Source organism: Xanthobacter sp. BG11Y11_SDJG (genome assembly GCF_057364445.1).
Window position 1 is genome coordinate 1 of the sequence record NZ_JBNFNU010000084.1, and the last position, 13,326, is coordinate 13,326.

The 13,326-nt window shown below is 68.6% G+C and carries 13 protein-coding genes and 1 pseudogene; 5 read left to right on the top strand and 9 right to left on the bottom strand.

Features of this window, described 5'->3' with window-relative positions; translation table 11 throughout:
- Together AC2W7M_RS09705 and meaB are read right to left on the bottom strand one after the other, a co-directional pair.
- A partial coding sequence (locus AC2W7M_RS09705; RefSeq protein WP_486131974.1) for a pyroglutamyl-peptidase I family protein occupies positions 1-253 on the bottom strand: 253 nt, incomplete at its 3' end.
- A gap of 7 nt (positions 254-260) precedes the next feature.
- Positions 261-1,243 (bottom strand): annotated as a pseudogene (gene meaB, locus AC2W7M_RS09710) (methylmalonyl Co-A mutase-associated GTPase MeaB).
- Positions 1,244-1,344: 101 nt separating this feature from the next.
- Between meaB and AC2W7M_RS09715 the strand changes: the two are divergent.
- Positions 1,345-1,551 (top strand): CsbD family protein, encoded by a 207-nt coding sequence (locus AC2W7M_RS09715; RefSeq protein ID WP_486131976.1) that lies wholly within the window; start codon positions 1,345-1,347, stop codon positions 1,549-1,551.
- Between the two features lie 58 nt (positions 1,552-1,609).
- Here the strand turns inward: AC2W7M_RS09715 and folK are convergent, their stop codons facing one another.
- Complete coding sequence (gene folK, locus AC2W7M_RS09720; protein WP_486131977.1) at positions 1,610-2,140, bottom strand: 2-amino-4-hydroxy-6-hydroxymethyldihydropteridine diphosphokinase; 531 nt, start codon at positions 2,138-2,140, stop codon at positions 1,610-1,612.
- A complete protein-coding gene (gene folP, locus AC2W7M_RS09725; protein WP_486131979.1) occupies positions 2,130-2,966 on the bottom strand; it encodes a dihydropteroate synthase in 837 nt (278 codons plus the stop codon). Before folP ends, folK begins: the two co-directional genes overlap by 11 nt.
- Positions 2,967-3,294: 328 nt before the next feature.
- On the opposite strand from folP, the gene lepA reads away from it, so the two are divergent.
- Together lepA and AC2W7M_RS09735 are read left to right on the top strand one after the other, a co-directional pair.
- Positions 3,295-5,100: a translation elongation factor 4 gene (gene lepA, locus AC2W7M_RS09730; RefSeq protein ID WP_486131981.1), complete on the top strand. Its 1,806-nt coding sequence runs from the start codon at positions 3,295-3,297 to the stop codon at positions 5,098-5,100.
- 9 nt (positions 5,101-5,109) lie between these two features.
- Positions 5,110-5,241, top strand: a complete 132-nt coding sequence (locus tag AC2W7M_RS09735; RefSeq protein ID WP_486131983.1) for a glutaminase — start codon at positions 5,110-5,112, stop codon at positions 5,239-5,241.
- 121 nt (positions 5,242-5,362) lie between these two features.
- Here the strand turns inward: AC2W7M_RS09735 and AC2W7M_RS09740 are convergent, their stop codons facing one another.
- The 5 genes from AC2W7M_RS09740 to AC2W7M_RS09760 form a co-directional block, all read right to left on the bottom strand.
- A complete protein-coding gene (locus AC2W7M_RS09740; RefSeq protein ID WP_486131985.1) occupies positions 5,363-6,649 on the bottom strand; it encodes a PepSY-associated TM helix domain-containing protein in 1,287 nt (428 codons plus the stop codon).
- Complete coding sequence (locus AC2W7M_RS09745) at positions 6,646-7,767, bottom strand: TonB-dependent siderophore receptor (RefSeq protein ID WP_486131994.1); 1,122 nt, start codon at positions 7,765-7,767, stop codon at positions 6,646-6,648. The genes AC2W7M_RS09740 and AC2W7M_RS09745 overlap by 4 nt, the downstream gene beginning before the upstream one ends.
- A gap of 211 nt (positions 7,768-7,978) precedes the next feature.
- On the bottom strand, positions 7,979-8,701 hold the full coding sequence (locus AC2W7M_RS09750; RefSeq protein WP_486131986.1) for a TonB-dependent siderophore receptor: 723 nt from the start codon (positions 8,699-8,701) through the stop codon (positions 7,979-7,981).
- Positions 8,702-9,003: 302 nt separating this feature from the next.
- Positions 9,004-11,094 (bottom strand): TonB-dependent siderophore receptor, encoded by a 2,091-nt coding sequence (locus tag AC2W7M_RS09755; RefSeq protein WP_486131988.1) that lies wholly within the window; start codon positions 11,092-11,094, stop codon positions 9,004-9,006.
- A 133-nt stretch (positions 11,095-11,227) separates the two neighbouring features.
- The gene (locus AC2W7M_RS09760) at positions 11,228-11,671 is read right to left on the bottom strand and encodes a hypothetical protein (RefSeq protein WP_486131996.1); all 444 of its coding nucleotides are present in this window, start codon (positions 11,669-11,671) and stop codon (positions 11,228-11,230) included.
- A 424-nt stretch (positions 11,672-12,095) separates the two neighbouring features.
- Between AC2W7M_RS09760 and groES the strand changes: the two genes are divergently transcribed.
- Together groES and groEL are read left to right on the top strand one after the other, a co-directional pair.
- On the top strand, positions 12,096-12,386 hold the full coding sequence (groES, locus tag AC2W7M_RS09765; RefSeq protein WP_486131990.1) for a co-chaperone GroES: 291 nt from the start codon (positions 12,096-12,098) through the stop codon (positions 12,384-12,386).
- A gap of 44 nt (positions 12,387-12,430) precedes the next feature.
- The coding region (gene groEL / locus AC2W7M_RS09770) for a chaperonin GroEL (RefSeq protein ID WP_486131992.1) at positions 12,431-13,326 on the top strand (896 nt) is incomplete at its 3' end.

Below are 13,326 nucleotides of genomic sequence, written 5' to 3' on the forward strand. Positions count from 1 at the left end.
CCTCGACGCAGACGCTCCGCCGCCGCGAGGCGACCCCCAGCAGGAGCACCGCCGCCGGCTTCTCCCGCGCGATCCGGACTTCGAGCCCGTCGAGGCCGTCCCAGCGGGTGGGCAGCACCGCGACCTTGATCTCGAAGCGTCCCAGAGCGGGCCGCCGCAGCCGCGCCACCTGCCGTGCCAGGGTCGCGGAGGGGTTGGCCGGCACGCCGGGGAACGGGCCGAAGCCGGTGACGAGGAGGACGGGCCGGCCCATGCCCGCCTCACAGCCCGATCAGGCCGGCGATCTCCGCCGCCGCCAAGGCCGGGGCGAGGATGCCCTCCGCCACCTGCCGCTCCAGTTCGGGCAGACGCGCCTTCACCGCCGGATCATGGGTGACCCGCGCGGCGAGGCGCTCGTTGAGCAGGGTCCACATCCAGCGCACCTGCTGTGCTCTGCGGGTGGCGGCGAAGGCGCCCGACCCCTCGCATTTCCTGCGGTGCAGTTCCACCTGCTCCCAGATGTCGGCGATGCCGGCGCCGGTCAGAGCGGAATAGGTGAGCACGGGCGGCGACCAGTGCTCGGTGCGCGGGCCGAGCAGGTGCAGCGCGGCGCGGTATTCGCCGGCCGCGGCCTTGGCGCGGGCGATATTGTCGCCGTCCGCCTTGTTCACGGCGACGATGTCGGCCAGTTCCAGCACGCCCTTCTTGATGCCCTGCAGCTCGTCGCCGGCGCCCGGCAGCATCAGCACCAGGAAGGTGTCGGTCAGGTCGGCCACCGCGGTCTCCGACTGGCCGACGCCGACCGTCTCCACCAGCACCACGTCGAAGCCCGCCGCCTCGCACAGGAGCATGGTCTCGCGCGTCTTGGCGGCGATGCCGCCCAGCGTGCCGCTGGAGGGGGAGGGGCGGATGAAGGCGTTGGGGTCCACCGAGAGGCGCGCCATGCGCGTCTTGTCGCCGAGGATGGAGCCGCCGGTGCGGGTGGAGGAGGGGTCCACCGCCAACACCGCCACCTTGTGGCCCTGGCCGGTCAGATAGGTGCCGAGCGCGTCGATGGTGGTGGACTTGCCACCCCGGGAACTCCGGTGATGCCCACGCGCCGCGCGCCGCCGGTGCGCGGCAGGAGCTCCTGGAGCAGGGCCTCGGCGCGCTGGCGGTGATCCGGCCGCCGCGATTCCACCAGCGTGATGGCCCGCGCCAGCGCCGCCCGCTCCCCCTTCGCCACGCGCGCGGCCAGCGCCGCATCGTCCTCGTGTCGCACCACGCGCCTGTCCCTTCCTGCTCCGTGTCGTCTCGCCGCGCCGGGAACCGGCGGTGCCCGCCGCGCGTTGTCCCGGCATCTTCCAACCATTGAAAGGACGAGCCATGAACTGGGATCGTATCGAGGGCAACTGGAAGCAGATCTCCGGCAACGTCAAGACGCAGTGGGGCAAGCTCACCGACGACGACCTGACGCAGATCAACGGCAACCGCGAGATCCTGGAAGGCAAGCTCCAGGAGCGCTACGGCTATGCCAAGGACGAGGCGAAGCGCCAGATCGACACCTGGTCCACCAACGTCCGCACCATGTGAAACCTGCCGCCGGCCCGGGCCTAGCTCGGACGGTGATAGAAGCGGCGCCGCCCCGTCCTCAGGATGGGGCGGCGCCTTTTTCATGCGCGCTTGATGGTTCCACGCGGCGGATGCCACTCGCGTCGAGCCCCGCCAGCGCCGCCCTCGCGCTGATGCCGAAGGCGGAGAAATCCGGCGCGATCTCGATCAGCGGCACCAGCACGAAGGCCCGCTCCATGAGGCGGGGATGGGGGATCTCCAGGTCCTCCTCCGCGATCGTCGCGCCGTCGAACCACAGGATATCGATATCGATGCGGCGCGGGCCGTAGCGTACCTCCCGCGCGCGATCGCGGCCGAGCTGCCGCTCGATGCCGAGCGCGAGGTCCAGCAGCGCGCGCGGGCCCACGGGGGACGCCACCTCCACCACCTGGTTGAGATAGGGCCCCTGCGGCACCGGGCCCCAGGGCGGCGTCTCGTAGAGCGAAGAGGCGGCGGCTATCCGTACGCCGGAGGCCTCAAGCCGCGCGCGCGCCGCGCTCAGCGCCGCCGCGCGGTCGCCCACGTTCGAGCCGAGGCACAGGAAGGCGCGACGGGGCGCCTCACCGGGCATCGCGGATGGCCTCGGCCACGCGCAGCGCCTGGACATGGGCGGCGACGTCGTGCACCCGCACGATCTCCACCCCGGCCATGGCGCCGATGACGTTGGAGGCGATGGTGCCCGGCAGGCGCTCCGACGGTTCCGTGGCGATCACCTTGCCGATCAGCGACTTGCGCGAGGTTCCCAGCAGCAGCGGAAGGCCGAGGACGCGCAGCTCCGGCAGGCGCCGGATGGCGGCAAGGTTCTGCGGGAAGCTCTTGCCGAAGCCGATGCCGGGATCGAGCACGATCTTCTCCCGCTTCACCCCCGCTTTGTCGGCCCGCTCCAGCGCGCGGGCGAAGAAGGCGAGCATGTCCGCGACGATGTCGAGGCTCTCGTCCACCTCGGTGCGGTTGTGCATGAGGACGGCGGCGGCGCCATGGTCCGCCACCGCCTGCGCCATGTCGGGGTCGCGCATGAAGCCCCACACGTCATTGACGATCACCGCCCCCGCCGCCAGCGCCTTGCGCGCCACCACCGCCTTATAGGTATCCACCGATACCGGCAGTGCGCTTTCCGCGGCGAGGCGCTCCAGGACCGGGGCGATGCGCGCCCATTCTTCGTCCTCCGGAACCGGCGTGTGGCCGGGGCGGGTGGATTCCCCGCCCACGTCGAGAATGTCCGCGCCTTCCTGCGCCAGGCGTCGGGCCGTGGCGAGCGCATCGTCCGGCGCCGCGCTGCGGCCGCCGTCGGAGAAGGAATCCGGCGTCACGTTCAGGATGCCCATGACGAGGGTGCGCGGGCCGAGCGTCAGCGTGCGGCCGCAGGCGAGAAGGGGTCGGGGTGCGATCGGGTCCATGGTGCGCCGCAGAAGGAGGAGGCGGCCAATGAAGCCGCTGGCGGCGGGCGTGGCAAGGGGCGGGGGCGCTGCGGCGGATTTCGCCTTCGACCGGTTCGGCCTGCTGCGGCGGAGTCTTTGCGCTGGGCCCCGGCTCTCCCTCCCCGGCGCTGGGCGCCGTTCCAGTCGGCCGGGGCACGCAGGTGTTCCCCGGCCAACCGACGGCGCAGCCGGAGCGCAGAGCCGGGGTCCAGCGCAAGACTGCTGCGCAGCAGACAATGCCTTCTCTCCCTTCCGCGGCCTGCCGCCCCGCCTTGTGGCCGCCTCGGGCCGATGCTATGCGGCGCGGATGACCGCCAGCGCCCAGAAGCATATCCGCAACTTCTCCATCGTCGCCCATATCGACCACGGGAAGTCGACCCTCGCCGACCGGCTGATCCAGATCACCGGCGGGCTCTCCGAGCGCGAGATGACCGACCAGGTGCTCGACAGCATGGACATCGAGCGCGAGCGCGGCATCACCATCAAGGCGCAGACCGTGCGCCTGTCCTACAAGGCGCACGACGGCGAGACCTATACCCTCAACCTCATCGACACCCCCGGGCACGTGGACTTCGCCTATGAGGTGAACCGCTCGCTCGCCGCCGTGGAGGGCTCGCTGCTGGTGGTGGACGCCTCCCAGGGCGTGGAGGCGCAGACGCTCGCCAACGTCTACCAGGCCATCGACAACAATCACGAGATCGTGCCGGTCCTCAACAAGGTGGACCTGCCCGCCGCAGAGCCGGAGAAGGTGAAGGCGCAGATCGAGGACGTGATCGGCCTCGACGCCTCCGACGCCATCGGCATCTCCGCCAAGACCGGGCTCAACGTCGACCAGGTGCTGGAAGCCATCGTCACCCGCCTGCCGCCGCCCCAGGGCGACCGCGCGGCGCCGCTGAAGGCGCTGCTGGTGGATTCTTGGTACGACACCTATCTCGGCGTCGTGGTTCTGGTGCGCATCATCGACGGCGTGCTCAAGAAGGGCCAGCGCATCAAGATGATGGGCTCGGACGCGGTGTACGACGTGGACCGCGTCGGCGTGTTCACCCCCAAGATGGTGGCCATGACCGAGCTCGGGCCGGGCGAGATCGGCTTCCTCAACGGCTCCATCAAGGAGGTGGCGGACACCCGCGTCGGCGACACCATCACCGAGGAGAAGCGCCCCTGCGCGGAGATGCTGCCGGGCTTCAAGCCGGCGCAGCCGGTGGTGTTCTGCGGCCTGTTCCCGGTGGATGCCGCCGACTTCGAGGACCTGCGCGCCGCCATGGGCAAGCTGCGCCTCAACGACGCCAGCTTCTCGTTCGAGATGGAGACCTCCGCCGCGCTGGGTTTCGGCTTCCGCTGCGGCTTCCTCGGGCTCTTGCACCTGGAGATCATCCAGGAGCGGCTGGAGCGCGAGTTCAACCTCGACCTCATCGCCACCGCGCCATCGGTGATCTACCAGATCGAGATGACCGACGGCTCCATGATCGATCTGCACAATCCGGCCGACATGCCGGACGTGGTGAAGATCGAGGAGATCCGCGAGCCCTGGATCCGGGCCACCATCCTCACCCCGGACGATTATCTCGGCTCCGTGCTCAAGCTCTGCCAGGACCGGCGCGGCAACCAGATAGAGCTCACCTATGTGGGCGCGCGCGCCATGGTCACCTACGACCTGCCGCTGAACGAGGTGGTGTTCGACTTCTACGACCGGCTGAAGTCCATCTCCAAGGGCTACGCCTCGTTCGACTACCAGATCACCGAATACCGCACCGGCGACCTGGTGAAGATGTCGATCCTGGTGAACGGCGAGCCGGTGGACGCGCTCTCCATGCTGGTGCATCGCACCCGCGCCGAGGCGCGCGGGCGGGTGATGTGCGAGAAGCTGAAGGACCTCATCCCCCAGCATCTCTTCAACATCCCGATCCAGGCCGCCATCGGCGCCAAGATCATCGCCCGCGAGACCATCAAGGCCCTGCGCAAGGATGTGACCGCCAAGTGCTACGGCGGCGACATCACCAGAAAGCGCAAGCTTCTGGACAAGCAGAAAGAGGGCAAGAAGAAGATGCGTCAGTTCGGCAAGGTGGAGATCCCCCAGGAAGCCTTCATCGCCGCGCTGAAGATGGACGAGTGAGGCGCGCCGGTGGTGCCGCCTGTCACGCTGCACCCGCACGCGGCGCAGCGGCTCTTCGACGTGGGCGTGCCGGCGAAAAGCGGGGTGGGCGGCGGCATCCTCGGCGTGGTGAACCGCCAGCTCGGCATCGGCACCTTCTAGCCGCGGCTCGACGCCAAGGGCAATTCGGCGCGCGGCATCCGCGCCTTCCACGAACTGGCCGAGGAGCTGGGGCTCCACGTGGTCGATCCCACCAACCGGGGATCGACCCTGCTCGGCATGTTCAGGAGCTGACGCGGCCGCCGGTCATTCGGCCGGCAGCGGCTTGCCCGGCGCGCCATCGACCGCGCCCGCTCTGCCCGCCCCCGCCCTCCGGGCGCGGCTCCGGCGCCCCTTGCGCTTCATCCACCACACGGCGACCGCCGGTCACCGAGAGCATGGCGATCACCACCCCCATCACGGCGATGATGATGCGGCCGGCGAGGCCGAGGATGCGGCCCGAATGAATCGGGAATTGGAGCTGGAGGAACACGTCCCCCGCCGTTCCCACGCCGGGGATGGAGGCGCTGGCGAAGGCCAGCGTGGCGCCGTCGAAATAGAGCCAGCGCGTGTCCATGGGGTCGTCGTGGTCGCCGAAGGCGACGCCGAACACGCCGTAATGGGGCGAGTAGAAGATCTCGCTCGGCGGGTCGTTCCAGCCGCGCGCGCGGGCCGCCTTCACCCCCGCCGCCAAGGCGTCGTCGAACGGCAGGGTGCGCTCGCGCAGCGGCGAGAGCGGCGGCACCGAGAAGGGCGTGGACGTGACCGGCGAGAACAGGCCGACGATCGGCTCCATCACCTGCTGGCGCAAATTCATCGCCACCGAGGAGACGGCAAGCACGATCAGCAGCAGGAACAGCCACAGACCCGCCGCCCGGTGCAGGTCGATATTGAGGCGGAAGGCGCTGCCGCCTTTGACCGTGAAGGCCGAGCGCCATTTGGCGAGGAACGGCCGGCCGCGCGGGAAGGTGAGCGCAAGGCCGACGAACCCGTCCACCAGCCAGAGGAGGGCGACGATGCCCATGAACAGGATGCCGTAGGTCCCCGGCAGGCTCAGATTGTGGTGGAATTCGTAGAGGAAAGGGATGAGGTTCAGCGACGAGAAGCAGCACTGGCCCCAGAGCCGGGCGGCGAGCACCTCCCCACTCACCGGGTCCACTTGGAACACGTCGGCCGCCAGGTCCACCGGCTCGCCGGTCTTGGCGTCGAGGCGGCCGAGCGCGGCGGCATTGGCCGCATGGCCGCTCTCGCGCTCCAGCGACATGTACCACACGCGCCGGTCCGGATCGCCAGCCTCAATCCGCGCGGCGAGCGCATCCGGCGACAGCGGCGCGCCGACCGCGCTTGCCCGGTAGGCCGAGGGGTTGAGCCATTCGTCCAGCTCGTGGTGGAAGGCGAGCACGCTGCCGGTGATGCCGGCGATGAACAGGAACGCGGCGGTGGCGAGCCCGAGCACCCGGTGCGCCCACACCAGCCCCGGGCGCAGGCTGAGGCGGCGGCCGGCCGGGGCCGGCGCCGGAGATCGGCTCACCACCGGACCTTCGCCGTGGCGAGCACGGTGCGTCCCTGCTGCCAGTACCAATAGCCCTCGTTGAGCAACGCCTCCTCCTGGCCGAACAGGTTCTTGGCGTTGAGCTGGAGGCTCCAATTGTCCTTGCTGTAATACAGCGCCGCGTCCACCGGAAACTGCGCAGGATTCTTGTAGACGTTATAGTTGTCCGAGTAGAATCCACTGTAATAACGGATGCCGGCGCCGACGCCGAAGCCCTTCCACGCGCCGTCCGGGACGGTGTACTTCATCCAGAGCGTCGCGACGTTCGCGGGCATGTTCACCGGGGTCTTGCCGATGGTCCCAACTTCGAGGCTCGAGAGAATCTCGCCCTGCGTATAGGTATAGGAGGCGGTGAGATCGAGCCCCTGGGCCATCTCCACCAGGGCCTCGGCCTCGAAGCCGCGCACCCGGACATTGCCCACGGCGCTGTAGACGAAGGTGTTGGGATCGGGCACCGCGTAATTGTTCTGGGTGATCTGGTAGGCCGCCAGCGTGAAGAAGCTGCGCCCACCCTTGGGCTGGAACTTGATTCCCGCCTCGTACTGCTCGCCGGTGGACGGCTCCAGCAGCTTCATGTCGGCGCCCACATTGAGCGAGGGCAGGAAGGACGTGGCGTAGCTCACATAAGGCGAGACGCCGTTTGCGAACTCGTAGAGCAGTCCCGCCTGCCAGGTGAAGGCGCTGTCGTCGCGGGAGGCGGTGGTGCGGCCGGCATAGCTCTGGTCGGTGCTGGCGAAGTCCTGCCGCCCGCCGATGGTGAAGTGCCAGCCGTCGCCGAAGGTCATCTGGTCCTGCGCATAGATCCCGACCTGGCTCAGCCCGGCGCCGTAGGCAACGGTGCTCGGGGGCATGACGGCGCGGTTCGGGACATTGGGGTTGAGCAGGTTCACGGGCGCCGCGTTGTAGCCCATGTCGTACCAGTAGGTGGTGTCGCCCAGAAGGAAGTCCACGCCGCCGAGCATCTTGTGCTGGACCGGGCCGGTGGCGAACTTGGCCGTGACCGTGTTGTCCGCCTGGAAGGTGTTGAGGGTCTCGCGATAATTGGCGGCCGCACATCCAGCAGCGGACCGGTCTGCACGCCGGTCGGCTCCAGCCAGAAGCTGTGGTTCTCGATGTGCCCGTAGCGCACGTTCTGGCGCGCGCTCAGGACGTCGTTGAAGTCATGCTCCAGAATATATCCGGCCTGCGCCTGAGTCTGCTGGATGGCATTGTAGGTGGTGCCGATCGGAATCTTCGTCAGGATGTTGTTCGGCTGGTAATAATAGGTGCTGGCGGGGAGGCGGATGTCGAGGACGTTGGTGAGGATTGTCAGGCGCGTGCTGTCGCTTTGGAAGGTGAAGGCGGGGGCGAGATAGAGCGCGTTGTTGGTGGTGTAGGCCATGGGGCCGTCGGCCGCGCGGGCGACGCCGGTGAGGCGGTAGAGCACGTTGCCGTCGCCCGTGCCTTGCCGCCGATGTCGAAGGCGGCCTGGGACCAGGCGGGATCGCCCATCTGCCCTTCGATCTCGGCGAACGCCGTCTCCTGCGGCATCTTGGAGATGCGGTTGATGAGGCCGCCGGGCACGGTCTGGCCGTAGAGCACGCCGGCCGGCCCCTTGATCACGTCGATGCGCTCCAGCCCGTAGGCCTCGGTGCGCCAGTAGGCGAAATTGCCCGAGCCCTGGGACAGGCCGTTGAGAAAGTCGCCGCGGGAGGTCACGGAGAAGCCGCGGATATAGATGTCGTCGAAGCGCGGGTCATAGCCATAGGCGCCGGTGACGACGCCGGCGGTGTAGGACACCGCGTCCACCACGTTCTGCGCCGCCCGGTCGTCCATCTCCTGCCGCGTGACGACCGAGATGGAACGGGGCGTCTCGATCAGCGGCGTGTCGGTCTTGGTGCCGGCGGCGCTGGTCTGGGCGATGTAGCCTTCCACCGGTCCCCACGCGCTCTGGTCGTTCTCCACGGTGACGGTGGGAAGCAGGGTGTCTTCGGCGCGGACCGGCGCAGCGGCGAGGGTGGAAAGAGCGGTGGCGGCAAGACAGGCGCGCATCCGCTGGCGGCGCGACATCGCGGAAGGCAAGGCGGTCATGGCAATACCCGAAGGCCCGGAAAGGGAAGGTGGACCCCAGGGGTAGAGGAACGAATGCCCGAAATTCAAGGCAATTTGATCGGGTGTCCATAGATTGAAATTGTTAAAAATATAGACAAGACGAGTCATTGCCGCCAGCGCGATAAAAAAGACATGGCGTCCATCAGTAGATGTGGGATTTGTCTACAGTGACGTTAGGGAATAGTCGCAATCTGCTGGGCAAGGGGCGCTCAAGCGGCGGGCGGAGACTGGCGCTGTCCGCGCTACCAGCGGTAGGTGGCCGAGGCGACCACGGTGCGGCCCTGCTGCCAGAACCAGGTGCCCTCGTTCGCCAGCGCCTCCTGCTGGTTGAACAGGTTCCGCGCATTGAGCGCGAACTTCCAGGCGTCCTTCTGGAAATAGAGCGCCGCATCGATCGGGAACTGGGCGGCGTTCTTGGTGGTGTTGAGGTCGTCGGCCCAATAGGGGCCGATATAGCGGATGCCGGCACCCACGCCGAAGCCCGCGAGCGGCCCGTGCTCGACCATGTACTTCATCCACAGCGAGGCGACGTTTTCCGGCATGTTCACCGGCGTCTTGCCCATCAGCGCCGGGTCGGCGCTGCCGGTGATCTCGCCGCGGGTGAAGGTGTAGGCCGCCGTGAGGTCGAGCCCGTCCGCGAGCTGGACCACCGCCTCCGCCTCGAAGCCGCGCACCCGCACGTTGCCGACGGCGGTGTAGTACATGCCCACCGGGTCGGGCACGGCATAATTGCTCTGGGTGATCTGATAGGCGGCGGCGGTGAAGCGGCTGCGGCTGCCGGGCGGCTGATACTTGAGGCCCGCCTCGTACTGCTCGCCGGTGGAGGAGGGCAGCAGCACGCCGAACTGGTCCAGATTGTTGGAAGGCAGGAACGAGGTGGCGTAGCTCGCATAGGGCGACAGGCCGAAATCGAACGCATAGAGCAGCCCCGCCTGCCAGGTGAAGGTCTGCTCGTCGCGCGCGGTGGACACGTTGCGGCGGGGCGAGTCCTGCGCCTGGCCGGTGAAGTCCTGGCGGCCGGCGAGGGTGAGGTGCCAGCCGTCGCCGAACGTCATCTGGTCCTGCAGGTAGAAGCCGATCTGGTCGAGCGTGATGCGGCTCGCCATGGCCGGAGCGGGCAGCAGGCCGCGGTCCGGCGCGGTGGGATCGAGCAGGCTGACCGGAGCGATGAGAGGACTGTAGGCTGTGCCGTAATGGGTGGTGCCCCAGCCATAGTCGAGCCCCGCCAGCACCTTGTGCCGGATTGCGCCGGCGGCGAACCGGGCCTCGATCTGGCTGTCCACCTGGAACATGGACAGCGCCTCCTTGAGCGACGTGCCGTAGACGCCGATATAGGGCCCGCGGTTGATGCCGGTGGGCATCAGCCAGGAGCTGTCGTTCTCGATCCGCCCGTAGCGCAGGTTCTGCCGCGCGGTGAGGCCGTCGTCGAAATCGTGCTCCAGGCGGTAGCCGATCTGCTGCTGGGTCTGGCTGATGGTGTTGAAGGAGGTGCCGAGCGGCACCTTCGTGAGCACGCCGCCCGGCTGGTAGAACAGCCGGCTGCTCGGCAGCTCGGCGCCGAGCACGCTGGCGAGCAGGGTGAGGCGCGTGGTGTCGTTCTGGAACGTCACGGCGGGGGCGAGATAATATTCGTCGTTGTCGGTGTGGGGCCGGTTGCCGTCGGCGGCGCGGGCGACGCCGGTGAAGCGGTAGAGCGTCCCGCCATCCTCGCTTGCTCGGCCGCCCAGGTCGAAGGCCGCCTGGAGCCAGAGCGGGTCGCCTGCCTGCCCCTGCGCCTCGTAGAAGGTCCGGTCCACGGGCCTCTTGGAGATGCGGTCGATGAGCCCGCCGGGCGCCATCTGGCCGTAGAGAACGGCGGCGGGACCCTTGATGATGTCGATGCGCTCCAGACCGTAGACCTCGGTGCGGAAATTGGCGAACACCCCGGCGCCCTGGCGCAGGCCGTCACGGTAATCGCCGCTCGCCGCCACCGGGAAGCCGCGGATATAGATGGTGTCGAAGCGCGGATCGTAGCCATAGGTGCCGGTCACGACGCCCGCCGTGTAGTCCACGGCCTCGCTCACGGTCTGGGCGCCGCGGTCCTCGATCTCCTCCCGCGTGACCACCGAGACGGAGCGCGGCGTCAGCAGGATCGGCGTGTCGGTCTTGGTGCCGACGGCGCTCGCGCGGGCCAGATAGCCGTCCACCTTCTCCCCGCTCTGGCCTTCCACGGTGAGCACGTCGAGCGCGATGTCCTGCGCCCGCGCGCCAGCCGGCGCCCACACGGCGAGCACTGTGGCGGAGAGCAGCGCGGCGGCGGTCCTGGCATCGGGGCGGGCGGGGGCGATCGGCATGCGCCAGGGCGTACGATTGTCGCGCCCGCGTTTTCAACCCGCGGTGCGCCCGCGCCACCGCTCGCATTCCGTCGCGGAAACGAAAACGGCCGCCCAGGGGCGGCCGTCGCTGAAGGAAATGTGATCGCCGCCCTCAGGCGCAGCGCACGAACACCATGGTGCCGTAGCGCTTGGAGACCTCGGGGTCGACCCATTTCAGCACCAGCACCTGGCCGTCGAAGCGCAGCACCTGGCGGTCCTTCTCGCTGCCGGCGTCCATGTCGGGCGGACCGATATAAGTGGGGCCGCCGGCCACCTGCTTGGAGACCACCTCGGTGAGCTTGTTGTCGTCGGCGAGATACATCATCACGCCGCCATTGGGGCCGGCGGTGATGACATAGGGATTGGAGCACTGCGCCTTGGCCTGCGCTTCGGTGCGGGCGGCGTCGTCCGGCCGGTGATAGGCGGCAAGACCCCAGCGGCCCACCAGCCGATCCGGAGGGATGGGGCTCGTGAATTGCTGGCGCGCGGGCATGGGCGGCGCGCTGGGCGTGGTCTCGCAGGCGGCGAGGGCGAGCGCGAAGCCGACGGCGATCATCGCGCCCACGGCGGCGGCCGGCGCCCCGGCGATGCGTCCGATCGCAGGACGTCTCGTGTTCCACCGTCTGTGTCAGCATAAGGCCACTCCGCAACCTACGCGCTTCCTGCGCCCTGGAATTTCGCCTCCCCGTCCCGACATGCGGGCGTGCCGGACCATAGAGGCTTCCCGGCGCGCCGTCGACCTGGGGAGCCGACTTTGGCCCCGGCTGGGGAATGACGCTGCGGCATCGCCCCCGCGGCCGTGACTGGGAAAATCCTAGACCGGCTTGGTTACCGATTGGTTTGCGTCCGCCGCGTGCGCCGGCGCGCCTTGACGGCGGGCGGCCGGGCCACTATCTCCGCCGCGAGCTTGGCACTCTGCGAACGGGAGTGCCAGAACCGGCGGGATCGCCCGCCCCCCAAGCGCCGAGAGGAAAAGTCCCATGGCCTTCCGTCCCCTGCACGACCGCGTCGTCGTCAAGCGCATCGAAGCCGAGCAGAAGACCGCCGGCGGCATCATCATCCCCGACACCGCCAAGGAGAAGCCCCAGGAGGGCGAGGTGGTGGCGGTGGGCGCCGGCGCCCGCGACGAGGCCGGCAAGCTCGTGCCGCTCGACGTGAAGGCCGGCGACCGCGTGCTGTTCGGCAAGTGGTCGGGCACCGAGGTGAAGATCGACGGCGAGGATCTCCTCATCATGAAGGAGAGCGACATCCTCGGCGTGATCTCCAAGTAGGCCGCACGCCGCTCCATTCCCGACATTCAGACCAGGAGGCCGAGATGGCTGCCAAAGACGTGAAGTTTTCCTCCGACGCGCGCGAGAAGCTGCTGCGCGGTGTCGACATCCTCGCCAATGCGGTGAAGGTGACCCTCGGCCCCAAGGGCCGCAACGTCGTCATCGAGAAGAGCTTCGGCGCCCCGCGCATCACCAAGGACGGTGTGACGGTGGCGAAGGAGATCGAGCTCGAGGACAAGTTCGAGAATCTCGGCGCGCAGCTGGTGCGCGAAGTCGCCTCGAAGACCAACGATCTCGCCGGCGACGGCACCACCACCGCCACCGTGCTCGCCCAGGCGATCGTGAAGGAAGGCGCCAAGGCGGTGGCCGCCGGCATGAACCCGATGGACCTCAAGCGCGGCATCGACCTCGCCGTCACCGCGGCGCTCAAGGACATCCAGGACCGCGCCAAGAAGGTCTCCTCCTCCGCCGAAGTGGCGCAGGTTGGCACCATCTCCGCCAACGGCGACAAGTCCATCGGCGACATGATCGCCGGCGCCATGCAGCGCGTGGGCAATGAGGGCGTCATCACCGTCGAGGAAGCCAAGACCGCCGAGACCGAGCTCGAAGTGGTCGAGGGCATGCAGTTCGACCGCGGCTATCTCTCGCCTTATTTCGTCACCAACGCCGAGAAGATGATTGCCGACCTGGAAGACCCCTACATCCTGATCCACGAGAAGAAGCTCGGCGGCCTGCAGCCGATCCTTCCCGTGCTCGAGGCGGTGGTACAGTCGGGCCGTCCGCTGGTGATCATCGCCGAGGACGTGGAAGGCGAGGCGCTCGCCACGCTGGTGGTGAACAAGCTGCGCGGCGGCCTGAAGGTCGCGGCCGTGAAGGCGCCCGGCTTCGGCGACCGCCGCAAGGCCATGCTGGAGGACATCGCCATCCTCACCGGCGGCCA

Coding starts and splice junctions, on each gene's coding strand:
- AC2W7M_RS09715 (WP_486131976.1), top strand. CDS start 1,345: ATGAACTGGGATCGTATCGAGGGCAACTGGAAGCAGATCTCCGGCAAC.
- folK (WP_486131977.1), bottom strand. CDS start 2,140: ATGCCCGGTGAGGCGCCCCGTCGCGCCTTCCTGTGCCTCGGCTCGAAC.
- folP (WP_486131979.1), bottom strand. CDS start 2,966: ATGGACCCGATCGCACCCCGACCCCTTCTCGCCTGCGGCCGCACGCTG.
- lepA (WP_486131981.1), top strand. CDS start 3,295: ATGACCGCCAGCGCCCAGAAGCATATCCGCAACTTCTCCATCGTCGCC.
- AC2W7M_RS09750 (WP_486131986.1), bottom strand. CDS start 8,701: ATGCGCGCCTGTCTTGCCGCCACCGCTCTTTCCACCCTCGCCGCTGCG.
- AC2W7M_RS09755 (WP_486131988.1), bottom strand. CDS start 11,094: ATGCCGATCGCCCCCGCCCGCCCCGATGCCAGGACCGCCGCCGCGCTG.
- AC2W7M_RS09760 (WP_486131996.1), bottom strand. CDS start 11,671: ATGATCGCCGTCGGCTTCGCGCTCGCCCTCGCCGCCTGCGAGACCACG.
- groES (WP_486131990.1), top strand. CDS start 12,096: ATGGCCTTCCGTCCCCTGCACGACCGCGTCGTCGTCAAGCGCATCGAA.